General features: G+C 69.9%; 15 protein-coding genes. 9 read left to right on the forward strand and 6 right to left on the reverse strand.

Features of this window, described 5'->3' with window-relative positions; translation table 11 throughout:
* Entirely contained in the window at nt 1-615 is a 615-nt protein-coding gene (locus VMJ70_06545) for an XRE family transcriptional regulator (GenBank protein HTO90775.1), read from the forward strand.
* On the opposite strand, the gene lysA is transcribed toward VMJ70_06545, so the two are convergent.
* From lysA to VMJ70_06560, 3 genes are read right to left on the reverse strand one after another with little or no spacing between them, the layout of a single operon-like run.
* On the reverse strand, nt 605-1891 hold the full coding sequence (lysA, locus tag VMJ70_06550; GenBank protein ID HTO90776.1) for a diaminopimelate decarboxylase: 1287 nt from the start codon (nt 1889-1891) through the stop codon (nt 605-607). The genes VMJ70_06545 and lysA overlap by 11 nt on opposite strands.
* The gene (locus VMJ70_06555) at nt 1888-2484 is read right to left on the reverse strand and encodes a molybdenum cofactor guanylyltransferase (protein HTO90777.1); all 597 of its coding nucleotides are present in this window, start codon (nt 2482-2484) and stop codon (nt 1888-1890) included. Before VMJ70_06555 ends, lysA begins: the two co-directional genes overlap by 4 nt.
* A gap of 6 nt (nt 2485-2490) precedes the next feature.
* Nucleotides 2491-3483: a D-2-hydroxyacid dehydrogenase gene (locus tag VMJ70_06560; protein HTO90778.1), complete on the reverse strand. Its 993-nt coding sequence runs from the start codon at nt 3481-3483 to the stop codon at nt 2491-2493.
* A 133-nt stretch (nt 3484-3616) separates the two neighbouring features.
* Here VMJ70_06560 and VMJ70_06565 point away from each other — a divergent pair, with 133 nt between their 5' ends.
* From VMJ70_06565 to VMJ70_06590, 6 genes are all read left to right on the forward strand, one after another.
* Nucleotides 3617-4474: a hypothetical protein gene (locus VMJ70_06565; GenBank protein HTO90779.1), complete on the forward strand. Its 858-nt coding sequence runs from the start codon at nt 3617-3619 to the stop codon at nt 4472-4474.
* A gap of 64 nt (nt 4475-4538) precedes the next feature.
* Nucleotides 4539-6284 carry an ABC transporter ATP-binding protein gene (locus VMJ70_06570; protein HTO90780.1) on the forward strand — a complete coding sequence of 582 codons (1746 nt, stop codon included), beginning with the start codon at nt 4539-4541 and terminating at the stop codon, nt 6282-6284.
* A complete protein-coding gene (locus VMJ70_06575; protein ID HTO90781.1) occupies nt 6281-8173 on the forward strand; it encodes an ABC transporter ATP-binding protein in 1893 nt (630 codons plus the stop codon). The genes VMJ70_06570 and VMJ70_06575 overlap by 4 nt, the downstream gene beginning before the upstream one ends.
* A gap of 61 nt (nt 8174-8234) precedes the next feature.
* Nucleotides 8235-8840, forward strand: coding sequence for a cupin domain-containing protein (locus tag VMJ70_06580; protein ID HTO90782.1), 606 nt, complete (start codon nt 8235-8237; stop codon nt 8838-8840).
* A 75-nt stretch (nt 8841-8915) separates the two neighbouring features.
* A complete protein-coding gene (locus VMJ70_06585) occupies nt 8916-10202 on the forward strand; it encodes an MFS transporter (protein ID HTO90783.1) in 1287 nt (428 codons plus the stop codon).
* Nucleotides 10203-10354: 152 nt separating this feature from the next.
* Nucleotides 10355-10729 (forward strand): hypothetical protein, encoded by a 375-nt coding sequence (locus VMJ70_06590; GenBank protein ID HTO90784.1) that lies wholly within the window; start codon nt 10355-10357, stop codon nt 10727-10729.
* A gap of 12 nt (nt 10730-10741) precedes the next feature.
* On the opposite strand, the gene VMJ70_06595 is transcribed toward VMJ70_06590, so the two are convergent.
* The 3 genes from VMJ70_06595 to VMJ70_06605 are packed head-to-tail and all read right to left on the reverse strand — an operon-like array spanning nt 10742 to nt 14524.
* A complete protein-coding gene (locus tag VMJ70_06595; GenBank protein HTO90785.1) occupies nt 10742-12532 on the reverse strand; it encodes an AMP-binding protein in 1791 nt (596 codons plus the stop codon).
* A 16-nt stretch (nt 12533-12548) separates the two neighbouring features.
* Entirely contained in the window at nt 12549-13268 is a 720-nt protein-coding gene (locus VMJ70_06600) for a class I SAM-dependent methyltransferase (protein ID HTO90786.1), read from the reverse strand.
* The gene (locus tag VMJ70_06605; GenBank protein HTO90787.1) at nt 13265-14524 is read right to left on the reverse strand and encodes a hypothetical protein; all 1260 of its coding nucleotides are present in this window, start codon (nt 14522-14524) and stop codon (nt 13265-13267) included. Before VMJ70_06605 ends, VMJ70_06600 begins: the two co-directional genes overlap by 4 nt.
* A gap of 90 nt (nt 14525-14614) precedes the next feature.
* Here VMJ70_06605 and VMJ70_06610 point away from each other — a divergent pair, with 90 nt between their 5' ends.
* A complete protein-coding gene (locus VMJ70_06610) occupies nt 14615-16132 on the forward strand; it encodes a hypothetical protein (protein ID HTO90788.1) in 1518 nt (505 codons plus the stop codon).
* Nucleotides 16133-16216: 84 nt separating this feature from the next.
* The gene (locus tag VMJ70_06615; GenBank protein HTO90789.1) at nt 16217-18877 is read left to right on the forward strand and encodes a hypothetical protein; all 2661 of its coding nucleotides are present in this window, start codon (nt 16217-16219) and stop codon (nt 18875-18877) included.
* The last annotated feature ends 5 nt before the right edge of the window (nt 18878-18882 follow it).

Below are 18882 nucleotides of genomic sequence, written 5' to 3' on the forward strand. Positions count from 1 at the left end.
ATGACGCCTGCCACCGCGGCGCCCTCCGAAACCACCGACACCAAGCTCGATCCCCGCGATCCCTCCCCCATCGAGCTCGGCCGGCGCATCAAGATGTTTCGCATCTCTCGCGGACTCACGCTCAAGGATCTCGAAGAGCGCGGGGGCATCTCCGCCACCCATGTCTCCGAGATCGAGCGCGGCAAGGCCTCGCCGACCGTCGGCGCCCTGGGTCGCATCGCGCGCGCGCTCGGCATGCGGCCGGCGACCCTGGTGGAAGCCCAGCTCCAACCCGAGTTCTCGGTGATGCGCGCGAAGGAGCGCGAGAGCCGCGCGCTCCGCTGGGGCCAGGCGACCTTCGAGCCACTCACCCAGCCCGTGCACTGCGCGCCCTTCAGCGGCCAGCTCCTCACGCTTCCGATCGGACGCGAGCCCGCCCTCACCCACGCGCACGAGGGCGAAGAGTGGGCGACGGTCCTGAGCGGCGTGGCCGAGATCAGCGTGGATGGGAAGCCCTACGTGCTTCGCGAGGGCGATTCGCTCCACTTCCGTTCCCATCGCACGCATTCGTATTCGAATCTGTCGAGCGATCCAGCGGTGCTGCTGCTCGCCGGCCGGCCTCAGCTCACTCTGTAGTCCGCGCTCCTCTCTTTCCCGGCTCCAGCCGATCGGCGGTCCGACGCGCGAGCAGTGCGTCGGGCCCCTCGCCCGCACGCACCCGCGTGAGTTCTCCGCCCGCCGCGGTGAGCTCGGCGAGCCGGCCGCGCCCGTTGTAGTTCGACGACATCGCGGCGCCGTAGGCGCCGGCATCGAGGATCGCGACGCGGTCGCCGGCTTCGAGCGGCGGGAGTTCGATGCCGCTCGCGAACACATCGGCGCTCTCGCACACCGGTCCCACGACCACCGCGGGCGTGTCCGCCCCGGCGCGCGGCGCGATCGGCACGATGCGGTGACGCGCTCCGTAGAGCGCCGGGCGCAGCAGGTCGTTCATGCCGGCGGCAAGCACGACGAAGCGCTGGCCGTCACGCCGCTTCACCGCGCGCACCTCGGCGAGCAGCGCACCGATCGGCGCGGTGAGCCAGCGCCCCGGCTCGAGGAGCCACTCGAGGGAGCGCCCTCGAGCACGCCCGGTGAGCCACTCGGCGTAACCTTCGAGCGGGAACTCGGCGCCGCTGCCCGAGTAGTCCACGCCGAAGCCGCCGCCGAGGTTCACGAAGCCGAGCGCCGCGCCACGCCGGGCCGATTCATCCGTCAGCCGAAGCGCGGCTTCGGCGCCGCGCTGAAGCGGACCCGCGTCCTGGAGCTGCGAGCCGATGTGGAGGTGCATCCCGTCCAGGCGCAGGTGCGGCCAGCGCTCGCGCGCCGTCCAGGCCTCGAGCGCCTCGCCGGGTGCGATGCCGAACTTCGCGTCGTCGCCGCCGGTCGCCACGTAGGGATGACCGCCGGCCTCGATCGACGGATTGACGCGCAGCGCCACGCGCACGCGCGCGCTCGAGCGCGAGGCCTCGCGCTCGAGCAAATCGAGCTCGCCGACGTGATCGGCGTTGACCGAGTGGAGCCCGTGCCGGGCCGCCCACTCCGCCTCCTCGGCACTGCGACCGTTCCCGTTGAGGATGGTGCGGGCGGGATCGAACCCGAGCCGGCGCGAGAGTTCGAGCTCGCCGATCGAGCCGGCTTCCGCTCCGAGCCCGAGGTCGCGTGCCGACTCGAGCAGCGCCGGCAGCGAATTGGCCTTGAGCGCGAGCGCCACGGTCGCACTCAGCGGGGCGAAGGCGCGCTGAAACCGGCGTACACGCGCGGCGAACGCGTCGAGGTCGTAGATCCAGCAGGCGTCGGCGCGCGGCTCGACCTCGCGCAACGCGTCGATCACGCCGGCCAGCGGCACGCCGCCGAATTCGAGCGGCGCGCTCACGCTTCCCTCCGGGCGCGCGACTCGAACGCGGCCAGGTCCTCGGGGCGATCGAGATCCGCGAAGTCGCCGGGAGCGAGGCCAAGCGCCCGGAGCTCATGGTCGGCGAGCATGCGCGGTCCGAGCGCCATCACCGCCGGCGTCACGGCGCGTGCACCCGATTCGAACGCCTGCCGCAGCGGGAGGCGAGCGGTGCGCGAATAGACGGCGGTGAGCGGCTGAGGGCGGCCGCCCGGCGCAGGAACCGTGGCGGGGTGGTCGCCATGAGCGGCGAGCAATCGGGTCAACTTCGAGGCGGTCAATCGTGGAAAGTCGACCCCCAGCGCGAGCGCGCGCTCGAATGCCCGCGCCTCGAGTCCGGCGACCAGCGCCGAGAGCGGCCCTCCCGCGGCGATGAGGTCGTTCACGCGCGGAAGCGAGGTCGCCAGCTCGAAGTCTTCCGGCAGCACCACCACCACCTCGTCGCAGACGGCGGACAACTCGCGCGCCGCACGTTCGAACAGCGTCTCCCCCTCGAGGAGCACCTTCGCCTTGGGGCTCCCCTGGGCGAGGCGCGAGCCGCGACCTCCCGCGAGCAGGATGCCCAGCGTGCGCATCACGGTTCAGTACCCCTCGCGCTTGTCGACGACGTTGGCGAGCGGCCGGCCCGCGAGGAACGCGCGCAGGTTGTCGGCGAACATCGTCGTGGCGCGCTCCCAGTAGTGGGGCCCGAGCCCGGAGACGTGCGGAGTGAGGATCACATGGGGAAGATTCCAGAGCGGGCTCTCGGCGGGAAGCGGTTCCTTCGCGAACACGTCGAGGGCCGCGCCCCCCAGCGTGCGTCGTTCCAACGCTTCGATGAGCGCCGGCTCGTCCACCAGCCCGCCGCGCCCGAGATTGACGAGCAGCGCGTGACCGGGAATCCGGGCGATCACCTCGCGTCCGAGGATCCCGGTGGTGGCCGGAGTGAGCGGCGCCGCCAGCACCAGCCAGTCGCTGATCGAGGCCAGCTCGGGCAGCCGCGAACCGGGCCAGAGCTCGTGTGCGGGCGCGGGATCGGGCCGCGGGTTGCGCACGATCGCGCGCACGGTCATGCCCAGAGCGCGGGCGCGCGAGGCGATCGCTCCTCCCACCGCCCCCATCCCCAACAGGCCGAGCGCGGTCCCGGCCAGCTCGCGAAAGGGCGGCGCTTCGCCCCACAACTCGTTCTGCGTCCAACGCCGCTCGCGCTGGGCGTCGCGGGCCAGATGGAGCTTGCGCGCGAAGGCGAACATCACCGCCAGCGTATGCTCGGCCATCGCCTCGGAGTGGAGCCCGCGGCCGTTGGTGAGGACCACGTCGCTCTCCACCATCTCGCGGAACAGGAGCGGCCCGACTCCGGCAGCACTCACGTGGATCCACTTGAGCCGGCGCGCCGAGGCGAAATTGTGTGGCCGGACCGCCCAGCCGTACACCACGTCGGCGGCGGGCAACTCACGGTCCGCCGCCTCGCGGTCCTTCGGGGAGACGAAGGCCACATCCGGAAACTGGCGCTCCAGCGCGTCGAGTCGCTCTGGCGGGAGATTCCAGATCGCGAGCGGATCGCGGACGTATTCGAGCACGCGCAATGACGCCATGGGTGGCGCATCGTGCCACAGCCGGGGACACGGCGCGACGCGCTCCGCCCTTGCGTGGCGCGGGCCGCGGCGGATACAGTGCCCCGACTTCGATGGGGTACCGGGTGGACGACCGTCCAGGAGACTCGTGATCTTGAGACTCGCGAGACCGCTGCTGTTCACTTCGCTGACACTTGGACTCATTGCGCCCGCCGCGCGCGCCTTCGACGGTGGCGCCTGGACCGTCGGAAAGGGCGAGTGGTACTCGGAAATGCAGGGATTCCGAAGCTCGGCCAGCAATTTCTTCCAGTCGAACGGGGATGCCGCGGCGCTCCCCGACAACGGCCGCAACCAGTCGATGGGAATCACCTCCTACAGCGAGATCGGCTGGAAGAAGAACCTGAGCCTTTCCATCCTCCTCCCCTTCGAGAGCCACGTCAGCTCCACCGGCGCGCAGACGCTTTCGGTGACCGGACTTTCCGATCTCGCGCTCGGGCTGAGGCTGAGACTCAAGGAGAGCCAGCCGGGCCTGGTGATCGACGCGGGCTGGAAGGCCCCGCTCGGATACGAGAAGAACCTCGAGCCCACGCTCGGCAACGGCCGGCAGGAGCTGTTCGGCGCCGCCCACATCGGCCTCGAGCTGCCGAAGATCAACGGATTCGTGCAGGCCTCTCGGGGCATGCGCTTCGTCGGCGAGCTGAGCGACGTGCGCATCAACACCACGGCCGACCTCGCGGCCTGGATCGGCAAACGCGTGCTGGTCGGGGGCCGCTATTTCGACGAGGGCGTCTGGTCCTCGACGTCGGCGATCAGCGAGGCGCCGCACAGCTACGCGGCGGGGCCGGTGCTGCTGGTGAGGATGGATGAGCGCCTCGACTTGTCGGCGGGATCCTTCTACCGGTGGGCGGGGCACAACGTCGACAAGACCATGGCGTACTACGTCTCGGTCGGGTTCCGGCAAACCCGGCTGAATCGGCTCGAAGGGTTCCTCGGCACCACCAAGTTCCAGTAGTTCGTCTGCGCCGGGAGAGTCTCGGCGTTCCCCAACGCAGACGCGGCCGCGGAGGGGCGGGCGGATGATTCCGCTGCTGAGACAGCTCGGGCCGGCCTTTGCGCGCTACCGGCGGGGCCTCGCCTGGGGCATCGCGTGCGTGGTGCTCACCAATCTGCTCGCGCTCGCCCAGCCGCAGGTGCTGCGCTTCGCGGTCGACGATCTCTACCGCGGCGTGACCGCTGAAAAGCTCGGCCGCTATGCCATCATCCTGTTCAGCATCGCGACCGCCTCCGGCTTGTTCAAGTTCGCGATGCGCATGGCGCTGCTCGGCATCTCGCGGAAGATCGAGTTCGATCTGCGCGGCCGCGTGTTCGACCGGCTGCTGGCGCAGAGCCAGGGCTACCTGCAGCGGCAGGGCGTCGGCGATCTGGTGGCGCGGGCCACCAACGACCTGGCCGCGGTGCGCATGATGCTCGGCCCCGGCGTGATGTACCTGGTGAATACCGTGGTGGTCGCCGTGGTCACGCTGGTGTTCATGCTGGCGATCTCTCCGCGGCTCACGCTGCTCTCGCTGCTGCCCCTGCCGCTCATCTCGCTCACCATGTGGTTCTTTGGCGAGCGCATTCACCGCGGGTTCGAACGCCTGCAGGAGCAGTTCGCCAGGATTTCCGCTCGCGCGCAGGAGAATCTCTCGGGCGTGCGCGTGGTGCGGGCGCTGGCGCGCGAATCTCGCGAGCGCGAGGATTTCCGCCGGCTCCAGATCGAGTATTTCGAGCGCCAGGGGGCGCTGACGCGGTTGTCGGCGTTCTTCCATCCCGCGCTCGCGTTCCTGTCGGGGCTGGCGGCGCTGCTCGCGCTCTACTTCGGCGGACTTCAGGTGATCCGTCACCAGATCACGCTCGGCGAATTCGTGGCGTTCACGGTCTATCTCGGCATGCTCAACTGGCCGATGGTGGCACTTGGCTGGGTGATCAATCTGTTCCAGCGCGGCGCCGCCTCGTACGCGCGGCTCCGCGCGATCCTCGATGCGGTTCCGGAGATTCGCTCCCCGGCGCGATCGCTCGCCCCCGCGACCGCGCGCGGCGAGATCGAAGTGCGGCGATTGACCTTCACCTACCCGGGCGCGAGCTTCCCGGCGCTGGCCGACGTCTCGCTCCGCATCCGCGGCGGCACGATCGCGGCGTTGGTCGGGGGAACCGGCGCCGGCAAGAGCACCCTGCTCTCGCTGATCGTGCGCACCTACGATCCGCCGCCCGGCACCATCTTCCTCGACGGAGTCGACGTCCGCGACTACGACCTGCGCGAGCTGCGCACGCGGCTGGCGCTGGTGCCTCAGGACGTGTTCCTGTTCTCGGGGACGGTCGCCGACAACATCGCCATGGGCGGTCCCCCGGCCGATGCCGAGGCGGTTCGCGATGCGGCCGAGCGCGCGGGCCTCGCGCGCGACATCGCCGCCTGGCCGCTGGGGCTCGACACTCCCGCCGGCGAGCGCGGCCTCGGGCTCTCGGGCGGACAACGCCAGCGCGTCGCCATCGCCCGCGCGGTGCGGCGCCGGGCGCCGGTCCTGTTGCTGGACGACGCGCTCTCGAGCGTGGATGGGCCGACCGAGGAAGCGATCCTTCGCGCGCTGGAGCGCTCGCGCGGCGATCAGACGCTGTTGCTGGTATCGCATCGCGCCGCAGTGGTCGAAGCCGCCGAGCAGGCGGTGGTGCTCGACGACGGGCGGGTCGTCGAGTCGGGCCCGCCGTCACAACTCGCGCTTCGAGACGGGGCCTACTCCCGCTGGCGGCGCGAGCAGCAGCTCGAAGCGGAGCTCGAGGCCTCGTGAGCGGCTCCGAGGACCTGGCTCTCCGCGGCTACGACCCGCGGCTGATGCGCCGCCTGCTCGGCTACGTCCGACCCTACCGGGGAACGGTGCTGCTGGCCGGACTGCTGGTGCTGGCCGACACGCTGACGTTGCTGGCGGGCCCCTGGCTGACCCGGGAAGCCATCGATCACGGCATTCGCCAGGGCGACATGGTTCATCTCACGCTGGTGGGGCTGCTGTACCTGTCGATGCTGGGGTTGAGCTTCGCCTTCTCGTGCTGGCACCAGCTGCTCATGCAGCGCGTCGGCCAGCACGTGACGATGGACCTCAGGCTGGCGCTGTTCGAGCATCTCCAGCGCCTGCCCATCCCGTATTTCGATCGGCGGCCGGTCGGCAAGCTCCTCACTCGCGTGATGGGCGACGTGGACGTGGTGCAGGAACTGGTCACCGGCGGAGTGGGTGCGTTGTTCGGCGATCTGTTCATGCTGGCCGGCATCGTGATCGCGATGTGCCGGCTCAACGTCGAGCTGCTGGCGGTGGCGTTTTCGGTGCTGCCACTCATCATCGTCGTGACGCTCACGCTTCGCTCGCGAGCCCGGCGCACGTTTCGCGACATCCGGATTCGCTATGCCGAGCTGATCGCGACGCTCACCGAGAGCCTGACCGGCATGGGCACCATCCAGCTGCTGGGCATCGAGTCGCGGCGTGCCGGAGAATTCCGGCGGGTCAACGCCGGACACCGCGACGCCAACCTGCGCGCGGTGTTCGATCAGTCGCTGATCTTTCCGGCACTCGAGCTGGTGGGCGCGCTCACGGTCTCGCTGATCGTGTGGTACGGCGGCCGGCAGGTCATGTGGACCGGCATCACGCTTGGAACGCTGGTGGCTTTCCTCCAGTACACGCAGCGATTCTTCCGCCCGGTCGGCGAGCTGAGCGAGAAGTACACGCTGCTCCAGCAGGCCATGGCCTCCTCGGAGCGCATCTTCGAGCTGCTCGACACGCCCGCCGCTGTTTCGCTCGCAGAGGCGCCGGTCGCGAGCGCCGCGGCCATGAACGGGCGGCGAAACGGCTCGCCCGCCCCCTGGACCGGCCCGCTCGAAGGTCGCGTGGAGTTCGATCGGGTCGGATTCGCGTATCAGGGCGACAGCCGGGTGCTGGAGGATGTCAGCTTCTCGGTCGCCGCCGGCGAGCGGGTCGCGCTGGTCGGCGCCTCGGGTTCGGGCAAGACCACGCTGATGCACCTGCTGCTCGGCTTCTACCAGCCGCAGCGCGGCGAGATCCGGGTGGATGGCCGGCCGCTGGCGGACTGGGACATCCGCGCGCTCCGCTCGCAGATGGGCGTCGTGCTGCAGGACGTCTTCCTGTTCACCGACACGGTGGCCCGGAATCTCGATCCGACCGGAGCGCTGCCCCGCGACCGGATCGAGCGCGCGGCGCGGGAGCTGTGCGCGCACGAGTTCATCACTCGACTGCCGGAAGGCTACGATTCCGCGCTGGCCGAGCGCGGCGCCTCGCTCTCGGCGGGGCAGCGCCAGCTGCTGGCATTCGCCCGGGCGCTGGTCGGCGATCCGCGACTGCTGATGCTCGACGAGGCCACTTCGTCGGTGGACCCTCAGACCGAAGCCGTGCTCCAGGCCGCGGTGCGGCGTCTCCTCGCGGGGCGCAGCAGCCTGGTGATCGCCCACCGACTCTCCACCGTTCAGGACGTGGACCGTATCGTGGTGCTCCACCACGGACGGGTCCGCGAGGTCGGCACCCACGCCGAACTCCTTGCCCGCGGCGGAATCTACAGCCGGCTCCATGCCCTGCACTTCCGCGGCCCGCGCGCCGCCGGACGTCCAGCACCCGAGATCCTGGAGCCCGCCCTGGTCTCGTCTTTCGACGTAAACAAAAGATTGACACAGGCTTGAAAGCCCGGTAGCATCCCTAAACGTTGTCACGTACCCTCCAACCCCCACGGGGAGGTGGCTCATGCAACTGGGTAGAAAGATCCGTGACCTCCGCCTCCGACGTGGACTCACCGTCCAACAGCTGGCGGAAGCAAGCGACCTCTCGAAGGGCTTCATCAGTCAGGTCGAGAACGATCGAACCTCGCCCTCGCTCGCCACGCTGCGCGATCTCGCCATGGCGCTCGAGACCTCGGTGGCGTACCTGGTGGTCGAAGAGGACCAGGTTCCGCACGTGGTGCGGAAAGCCGAACGCCCGCGCGTGCAGGTGGGCGGCAACACCTCGCGGGTCGAGGTGCTCTCGGCCCAGCCCAAGCGCAATCTCGAGCTGTTGATGGCGGAGCTGCCGCCGGGCATGAACGCCGGCGACAAGCGCCATTACCATCACGGCGAGGAATGCGTGGTGGTGCTCGAGGGGCGGGTCCGGCTCACCTGCGGGAATCAGGTGATGGTGCTCGACCCCGGCGACTCCTGCCACTACGACGGGCGCGTGCCGCACGCGGTCGAGAACTGTGGCTCGACCACCGCCCGGCTGTTGATCGCCATGACGCCGGCGGCCTTCGAACCGCTGATTCGCGTGCGCGAGATGGCGGCTCCGCGCGCCGAGGTGCAGCCCGTCACCAACTACTGACGCCGTTCGGCGTCCGCGGGACGGCGGTCCGCTCGAGCGGGCCGCCGTTCGGCTTTCTGCTAGTTTCCGCGCCCCATGAGTCCACTGGCCGGCGCTTTCAACGACTTCCTCGAAGCCGCGCGACTGTTCTCGATTCCCTCCCGCCGTTTTCTGCTCGGCGAGTTCCTGGCCTGGGTCGGGATGGGGATCTTCCAGGTGCTGTTCAACCTCTACCTGGTGCAGGGCCATTTCCAGGAGGCGTTCGTCGGGCGCGCAGTCTCGCTGAACGCGCTCGGCGTGGCGCTGCTCGCCCTGCCGGCCGGCTGGCTGGCCGATCGTTACGGCCGCAGGCGCGTCATCGTGGGCGGTGCGCTGGTGGATGGAATGGCGCAGCTCACGCGCGCCATGACGCTGCACCCGGGCGCGATCCTCGCCGGCAGCTTCATTTCGGGCGCCGGCCAGGCGATGCTGGCGATCGCGGCGGCCCCGTTCATCGCCGAGCATTCGACTGCGCGCGAGCGCACGCACCTGTTCAGCGCGTTCTTCGCGGCGGTGCTGTTCGCCGGCGTGATCGGCAACATTCTCGGCGGCTGGATCCCGCCCGCGCTGATGCACTTGCCCCAGGCCTGGCGTCCCAATCTGCTCGGCGCCTATCGCATCTCGCTCCTGATCGGCGCGGGATTCGTGCTCGCGGGGACGCTGCCGCTCGCGCTGTTGCGCGGGCACCTCGAGAAGCCGACGCCCCACCTCGGCCGGCGGCTGTCGCGCGCCGACCTGCGCCTGCTCGCGCCGATCGCCCTCAACAGCATCCTGATCGGGCTGGGCGCCGGGCTCGTCATTCCCTTCATGAACCTGTACTTCGCGCGGCGCTTCGCCTGCTCGAGCGCTCAGATCGGCTCGTTCTTCTCGCTGGCTCAGGTGGTGACCGCGGCGGCCTCGCTGATCGGGCCGGCGATCGCGCGGCGCTTCGGCAAACTCCGCACCGCGGTCAGCTCGGAGCTGCTGTCGCTGCCGTTCCTGGTCACGCTCGGCGCCGAGCACAACCTCGGCATCGCGGTTACGGCGTTCCTGTTTCGAGCCACGCTCATGCAGGCCTCGACTCCGCTGGTCAACGCGTTCGTGATGGATATGCTACCGCCGGAGCTGCGCGCGCGCTCGACCAGCCTCAACAATCTGCTCTGGAATCTGGGATGGGCGATGAGCGCCACCCTGGCGGGCGCGATCATCCAGCGGTTCGGCTACGACGTGCCCTTCTATTGCACCGCGGCGCTCTATGCCATCGCCGCCAGCTCGTTCTTCCTGGCGTTCCGCGGCCACCGCGAGCCGCCGGTCGTCTCCGCCGGCGAGATCCTGGCCAGCAGCGAGAGCGGCGAGGTGGTCTAGGTCGGGGGGGATTCAACTCGGGCGCGTGACGGTCCGATAACGGAAGAGGCGGGCGCCGCGGGGGTATGCCCCTCCCCTTGTTCGTCACACGCGGCGGCGCTAGCTTGAAGAGCGTCGAGCGAACCCCACGCTCGGCCACCAAGGAGGGTGGGATGAAGAAGTTCTTCGTGTTCCTGCTCGTCTGCTTCGCTGCCTGGTACGGCTGGAAGCACTACCCCGAGCTCTTGAAGAAGCGTGGCGGCGACGAGGCCGTGATCGTCAACAATTCCGGCCACCCGATGGAGCGCGTGCGACTCACCGTCGACGGGCAAACCTACGTCAAGGAAGCACTGCCCGAGAACGACAAGGCTTCGTTCGAATTCGAGGTCGCCAACGACGCCACGTTCGAGCTCGAATGGCAATATTCCGACGCGATGGGTGTGAAACACTGGTCGGGCGGAATGGTGCCACGGGGGCCGATGCTGCAGCGGCACACCATGACCGTGGATGGCGACGGAGAGGTGCTCTACCAGGCGGAGAACAAATAGCCAGGCGGCGAGCTAGGCGACCGCGCCGACCCTTCGCGATTCCGACTCCGCGTCGGCCGTGAACGACTGCCGCCGGATCTTTCCCGTGGTGGTCTTCGGGAATTCCTGCCAGCGGATGAACACGCGCTTGACGCGCTTGTAGGGCGCGAGTGTCGCGCAGCGCGCCTCCACCTCATGGCGCAGCAGCGCCTCGACGTAGGCGTCGTCGGCCTTGCGGCCTTCGCTCGCAGCGCGCGCCTCGATCTCGGGAAGGTTCGGCACCAGGTACGCGTGCACTTCCTCGCGTTCGCCACGGACGTCGCGGCCGCCCACCACCATGACCTCGAGCACGTAGGGACTGTTGGCGAGATAGACCTCGATCTCCTCGGGGTAGATCTTCTTGCCCGCCGCGGTGGCGATCATGTTCTTGAGCCGCCCGGTGATGCGAAGCCGCCCGTCGGGCAACAGTCGGCCGAGGTCGCCGGTGTAGAGCCAGCCGTCGCGCAGCACCTCGGCGGTCCCGCGAGGATTTCCGTAGTAGCCCAGCATGACGTTGGGGCCGCGAATCGCGATCTCGCCGTTCCCCTCTTCGTCGGGATCGGCGATGCGCACCTCGACCCCCGGCACCGGCCAGCCGACGCCACCGGGCTCGGGCCGCGACGGTCGATTGGCGCACGCCACCGGTGAGGTTTCGGTCAGGCCGTAGCCCTCGAGCACCGGGAGCCCGAGGTCGAGGAATCCGTAGAAGACCTCGGGCGCGAGCGGCGCGGCCCCGCACACGAACAGCCGCAACGAGCCGAGCCCGGCCTTCACGCGGAGCGGGCGCATCAGTTGCCGGCCGATGCGCGCACCGGTCAGGATCCGCGCCAGGCGCGCCACTGCGAGCAGAGCGCGAACCGACAATCTTTGCGGGAACGGCCGCTCGCTGATGCCGCGCTGGATGGCGCTCAGCAGCTTCTCGTAGAGCAGTGGCACGGCGATGAACAGAGTCGTCCCGCTGCTCTGCAGATCCTCGCGCAACTCCTTGGAATTGAGCCCTCGCGCGTACGCCACGCTCGCGCCCATGCGCATGGCGCACAGGAAGCCTCCGGTGCTCTCGAAGGTGTGGTGGAGCGGAAGCACCGAGAGCAGCCGGTCGGCGGGCCCGAACTGGAGCGTCTTCGCCACCGCCTCGACATTGAAGAGCAGGTTCGCGTGCGAGAGCATCACGCCCTTGGCGTGGCCCGTGGTGCCGGAGGTGAAGATCAGCACCGCGAGATCGTTCGGCTGCGCGGTCAGCTGGCGCGGGGCGGCGTCGCCGAACTCGCGCATCGCGTCTTCCCAGCCGGGCAAGTCGCGTCCCGGATCGAGACTCAGCAGCCTCAGCTGCGGAAGGCGCTCCGCTCTCACCGCTTCGAGCGTCTGGCGCTGGCGCTCGCTCACGATGCAGCGCGTCGCGCCGGCAGTGGCGAGGATCTCGCCCACCTCTTGCGCTTTGAGTTGCGCGTCGAGCGGCACCACCACCGCCCCGGTTTCGATCACGGCGAGATAGGCCAGCCCCCATTCGGGCCGATTCTCGGATTGGAGACCGACGCGATCGCCGGGCCGGACGCCTTCGCGCTCCAGCAACGCCGCGAAGGCGTGCATCTGACGCGCGGATTCGGCGAAGGAGCGCGCGCGCCACTCGCCCTCCCGGTGGGCAAGCAGGAAGGGCGCATCGCCGTACTGGCGCGCGGCGAACTCGAGGAGCTGCGGAAGAAGCGGGACGACGGGCGCGGGGGCTTCGGCCGGACCCTGTGGATGGATCACGGAAAAACGGTAGCACCCGCTCGAAAACAGGGTCAAGAACTCCGCGGCCGGCCTAGCTCATCCGTTCCGGCTTCCGAGCGATCACCAGATGCGACATCGCCTCCAGGGGGTCGAAGAACAGCTGGTCCATCAGCTCGAAGAACGACTGGATCAGCACGTACAGCAGCCGCACCGGGATTTCGGTGAGCCAGCGGAGCGCGCCGCGGTTGATCCGATTGAGCGCGCCGATCAGCGACAGACCGGTACGCGCCCACAGTCCGCCGAGCGGCACGATCTCCATCACTTCGAATCCCGCCTTCTCGAACAGATAGCGCGCGCCGAATTGAGTGAAGCGGAAATAGTCGTGCGGCGCGTCGAGCACCGGCTCCATCTGCGCGAACTCGACCATGGCGATCCCGCCCGGCCTGAGCACGCGGTAGGCCTCGCGGAACATCTCGGACGGCTCCCGCAGGTAGGTGACCACCGAAAACGAGACCACCGTGTCGATCGATTCGGAGCGGATCGGCTGCGCCTCGGCCCGCGCGCAGGCATCGGGACCCGCGCGCTTCGCGTGCGGCGAGCCCGGCAGGTCGGTGCCCCAGTAGCGGCGGATGCCGCCCGCCAGCGCCGGCGCGAACGGTCGCGAGCCGCAGCCGATGTCGAGGAGCTCGCCGCGCGCCAGTGCGCGGCGCTTCTCGAGCGCGTCGATCAGCTTGTGGTTGGCGAGCCAGTTGTACTTCCATACCGACCACTTGCCGGTCGGTGCCCGCTCCGGGATCCCCGGGGTGGTCACGGGTTCGCCCACTCGATCAGGTACTCGCCGACGTTGGCGCGCACCGTGACCTCGCCCGGCTCGAAGAACACATCGGCGTCGGCGTCGTGCCCTTCGCGCAGCGCGGCGCCGCGCGCGTTCTTCGGCGCCGGAAAGCGCACCGGCTCGCGCGGCACCGCGTAGTAGCGGAGCAGCACGCCTCGATCGCCGACCGGGCGCAACGACCAGCGTCGATCCACCAGCTGCCTCACCTCGTGATCGGTGAGGAACACGGCCCCGTCCCGGCTCAGGCGCGAGAGCAGGTCGCGCAGCGAGGCCCGGCCGGCCTCGGCGGCCTCGGGATCGAGCTGAGCGTAGTTGACGCGATGGCTGCTGATCACCGCCGGCTGGCCGCGGCCCCAGGCATCGCGCGCGACGTGATGCGCCGCCAGCGCGCCAAGCGCCGGGTCGCGCGCGATCGGCTCGAACGAAATGCGTGGCGGCAGGTAGAACCGCGCGCCGTTGCGCCACGGCCAGCGATGGAGGTTCAGCAGGCGGCGCAGCCGCGGCCAGCTCGCTCCCTGCTGCTCGGCCTTCCCCTGGAGGGTGGTGATGCCACGACGCTCGGCGTCGGCTTCCAGAGATTCGTCCCACCGGTAGTCGGGCGGACAGAACGAATCGGGGGCGCGGCCCATCAGCCGCGTGAACCGATCGATCGCCAGCTCGAGGTTGCGAGCGCGCACTTCGACGGGCTCGCTCGGATCATATTCCGAGCTGGCCTGCACCGCCGCGCACACCGGACTCTGTTGCTCCAGCGCGCGCCGCGCGTCATCCGCGCCGCGGCGCAGGGCTTCGAGCCAGGCGCGTTCGGGAAGGTGATGCAGGCCGTGGAGCTCCGGCCACCAGAGACCCGAAAGCCGCGCCACCATCACCTGCTCCCAAAGCCGCGGGCGCTGCCAGCGGGACGGCGTCTGCGGCAGATCCACCAGCGGGAGCGCGTCGGTCTCGAACGCCGGCGGCCGCAGCCGCGAGTAGTCCGGGGCGGCCATCACGGTGTTGGCCTGCCAGACCGGCGGGAAACCGTCGCGCCCGCGGAACACCGACAGCGTCTCGGCGAGCAGTCGCACGTCGTCGGCGCTCTCGAGCGTCGAGGTGCCGTAGCGCAGCCCGGCGGGACTGCGGAACACCGGCGTGTCGGCCAGCACCCGGTGCGCCTGCTCGTCGGGGATCCAGGCGCACAGACCCCAGTCGTCGCTTTCGAGCACGACCGCGTGCAGTCGGCCCCAGTCGAGGTTCAAGCGCGGCGCTCCGTGCTCATGATCGGCGGGCGACTATAGCACGCGTCGGCGCGTTGACCCGCCACGCCGGGCGTGCCAGAGTCGCGCGCCGTGCGTCCTCGAGGCTCAGCTGCGGATGCGCCCTGGCTTGCGCGCGCGCTGTTCTTCGCGGCGGCCTGGTGGATCTTCGATCTCGCGGTCGCGCGTTCCGGCGTTCCCGATCGTCTCGACGACACCTGGGAGTACGGGCTGGTGGCGCGCTCGCTCCTCGGCGGTCACGGCTTTCGGACGCCGGTGATCCATCCGCCGCTGTGGGGATTGCGCGACGCGGCGCTCACGGTGCCGGTGCTGGTGCACGGTCCGTTGGTGCCGGTTCTTCTCGCCCCGGCGCTGGCGCTGTTCGGCCACGGGGCGCTCGACCGCATCGCCTGGCTGGGCGCGTTGGGCGCGATCGCTGCCGTGATTCCGCTGGTCCGGCTCGGCGAGCGTTGCGGCGACGGCGCGATCGGGTTCGCCGCCGCGCTGCTCTGGACGCTGGCGCCGCTGACCCTGAACGCGGTCCATCACGACGTGAGTCTGACGATCGGCGCCGCGCTCGCGCTGGCCGCCGTCGAGCGGGCGACGCGTGGCGATTCCCGCGTGGCGGCCTCGGTGGCCGCCGGCATCGCCATCGGGCTCGCGGCGCTCGCCCGGCCCGAGCTGCTGCTGGCGGTCCCGCTGCTGGCGCCGCTCTCGGCCCGGCGAGTGGCCGCCTATCTGCTCGGCGCGCTCGCCTGCCTCGCCCCCTGGTGGATGCATCATGCGCTGGCCGTGGGTCAGCCGCTCTTCAATCTGTCGAGCTATCTCGTGATCGGCTACTGGCCGCCCCATCCGGGAATCTCAGTGATGCGCGATTTCTCGTTGCCTCCCGATCGCTTCGCGGCCGCGCTCGCCTCGTCGTGGCGCGCGCTGCCCGCCAAGTGGGCGGATTTCTTCCCTCACGCGCTGAAGCGCGCGCTGCTCGTGCCCACCGCCGCGTGCGGGTGGCTCGCCGCGCTCGGCGCCGCGTTCGCGTTGTTCCGCCCGGCCGCGACCTCGGGCGGCGCGGGCGACGCCGGCCATTCGCGGTTCTCGCACCTCGCCACCTTTCGCATGCTGGCGTTGGCCCTGATCCCGATCGCGGTGATGACCGTGACGCTCTACGACGATCGCTACCTCACCCCGCTCCTTCCGCTGTGGGCGCTGGCCGCGGCCCGAGGCGCGCGCGATCTGGCGATGCGCGCGCCGGAGTGGGCGCGCCGGCCGCGCGCCTGGATCGGCGCGCTGCTGCTGCTGATCGCGCCGACGGTGGCGCCCTTCGCCCGCGATCAGGTGACGCTGGCGCGCGCCCACGAACGCGCGCTGGCCCAGGATCGCGCGCGGCTTGCGGAATGGCGCGCGGCGGACGCCGCCGGCGGGGCACCTTGCCTGCTGTTCAGCGACACGCCCGACTTCGTCGCCTGGACCACCGGCTGCTCCGTGGTCTGGGTGACGGAAGCCGAATATCGAGCGCTGCCGATCTCTCCCGACGCGAGCGGCCTGCCGGTCCGCTCCGGCGATTCCGCTCGGGACGCCTGGTTTCACTCCGGAGAACCCGGCCTCACGCGCTGACCTCCGGGGCGGTATCCTCGCTCGCGTGAGCTACGATTCAGCGGATTCGTACCCCGGCCGCGACCGCTGGCGCGGAGGCTTCGCTTGATCCTTCTGGCATCATGGGCGGTGGCGCTCGCGCTGGTTCATCCTGCGACCGGGTCCATTCCCCGCCGTCCGCCGCCGCCGACCACTCGCGTCTCGATCGGCGAGCCGGGCGCGTTCTCGTTCGCATGCGGGGCCCGTAATGGCGGCGCCGCGGCCCTGCTCCAGCAGCACTGGGCACAGCCGGACAACGCCCCGCTTCCCACTCCAAATTCCACCGACGTCGGCAACATTGCCGTGCTCGAGGACGACGGGCGTTTCTTCTTCTCCGACAAGAACGGAAACGCGATCGCCGATCAGGCGGCGATCGCGCAGGCCTTCTACCGCACGCACGGCGACGACTACGACTGTCTCGCGGTCTTCCTCTCGACCGGTCTCTCCACCTACCTCGGCTCTCCCACCGCGATCGCCGCCGCCGACGTGCTCCGCAGCCGCACCTCGGGCCTCGGGCTCGACCTCTACGATCTCGGCGCCGGATTCGGCAGCCCGTCGCGCCTCGAGTGGATGCTGGCCATGAACGGGCTCGGCAAGTATCCCGATGACCCCGACGCCGACATCAGCGGCGATTCGTTCTCGACGCTCGACGTGATCTCGCACGAGTTCGGCCACCGCTGGCTCGCCTACGTGCGGGTGGATTCGGCCGGCACCGCCTCCACCGCGCTGCTCGGCCGCGCCTATCAGCACTGGAGCATGTTCTTCGACTCCGACGCCTCGTTCATGGAGGGCTGCGACTGGAGCTCTCCGGCGCCCGACTCGTTCGCGATCGATGACGTGAGCAGCCGGTACGGAAAGCTCGATCTCTACCTGATGGGCCTGCGTTCGGCCGCCGACACCGATTCGTTCTTCACGCTCCACGACGCGACGAACTTCGATCCGCCCGGCACCTACGTGCCCTACACCTGGCCGCCGCTGGGGCTCACCTGCCATGCGCGCCAGCACTGGTGGCACGTAAGCGATGTGGCGGCGGCGAACGGGCCGCGGGTCCCCGACGCTTCGACCGCGCCCCACTCGTTCCGGATCGGCTTCATCCTGGTGACGGCCCGCGGGAACGCCGCGACCGCAGCGGACCTCGCCAAGCTCGAAACGCTCCGCTCCCGATTCCCCTCCTACTTCGCCGCCGCCACGCAGGGGCTCGGTTCCATCGATGCCTCGATCACTTCGCGCGCGGGATCGGTGCGCATCGCTCACACCCCGCTCCACGACCGGACCGATCTCGCCTCGCCGATACCGGTGGGCGCGCACATCACCGTCGATCAGGCCGGAATCCCGCTCACGCTCGATGCGGCCTCGCCCCGCCTCTTCTGGCGCGCCGGGACCAGCGGGTCGTTCTCGTCGCTGCCGATGGCGATCGTCGCTCCCGATTCCTTCGCGGCGCAGATTCCGGCGCCGGGAGCACCCGGAAAGTTTCAGTACTACCTCTACGCCTCGAGCGATTCGAGCGGCCTCGACGCGTTCGATCCGCCGGCCGGCGCTGCCGCGCCCATCACGTTCGTGGCAGGCTCCGACACCACTCTGCCGGTGATCACGCACACTTCCATTCCCATTCAGGGCGAGGCGCTGATGCCGGTCACGCTGCTCGCGCGCGTCACCGACAACGTCGGCGTGGATTCGGTGCGCGTGCTGTGGGGCGTGGACGGCGCGATCACCCACATTTCGAACGCGAGCCCGGTGGGCCGGGATTCGTTCTCGGCGGCGATTGGTGCCGGGGTCGCGGCGGGCCATGTCATCGACTACTACTTCTGGGCGCGCGATGCGGCCGGATGCATCGCCGACGGATTCCAGGGCTCGTTGAACCAGACACCCCAGGTCATGCACGTCGGAAAGGACTGGGTCTTCGATTCGGACAACGGCGACGGCGGGCTGACCCACTCGCCCTACTGGTACTCGTATCGTGACGCCTGGCACCTGACCCACGAGGATTCGTGGCCGCCGGGCGGCACGGCGTGGAAATGTGGAGACGATGCCCCGCTCCCCTATCCGCCGCATCTCGACTCGAACCTGTACCTGCCGGTGATCGGCACCCTTCCCGCCGGCACACAGCTCCGCTTCGAGCATCGCTACGATCTCGAGGAAGCCGATCCGTTCCACGCCTACGACGGGGCTCGAGTCGAGATCCAAGTCGGGTCCGGCCCGTGGACCGCGCTCGCGACTCAGGCCGGCTACTCGCACCAGTTCTTCCTGAATTCGAATCCCTTCCAGAGCGGCACCCCGTGCTGGAGCGGCAATTCCGGCGGCTGGCGCAGCGAGGTCGCCGATCTCACGCCCTATGCGCCGGGACCGGTGCGCATCCGCTTTCGGATGCTGGCCGACGATTTCATCGGCTACGACGGATGGATCGTGGACCACGTCGTCGTGGACTTCCCCGACGCGCTCGCCGCGGTTTCGAGCGCCGCGACGACCACCGACCGCGCGCCATGGCCCAATCCGGCGCGCGACGGAATTCGCATCAGCCTCGCGAACGCCGGGGCGAGGGACGTCGAGTGGGCGCTCTACGACCTTCAGGGCCGCCGGCTCGCCACGCTGTGGAGCGGGCACGTGCCGGCCGGCGGCGCCGAGTTGAGTGCCCGGCTGCCGCAGGACCTGCGCGCCGGGCTCTACTTCTCGCGGGTCACGATGGGCGGAAGAGCGCTCGAATCGCGGCGCGTCGCGGTGATTCGCTAGTCGGC

This window comes from Candidatus Sulfotelmatobacter sp. (assembly GCA_035498555.1).
Classification (GTDB): Bacteria; Eisenbacteria; RBG-16-71-46; order RBG-16-71-46; family RBG-16-71-46; genus DATKAB01.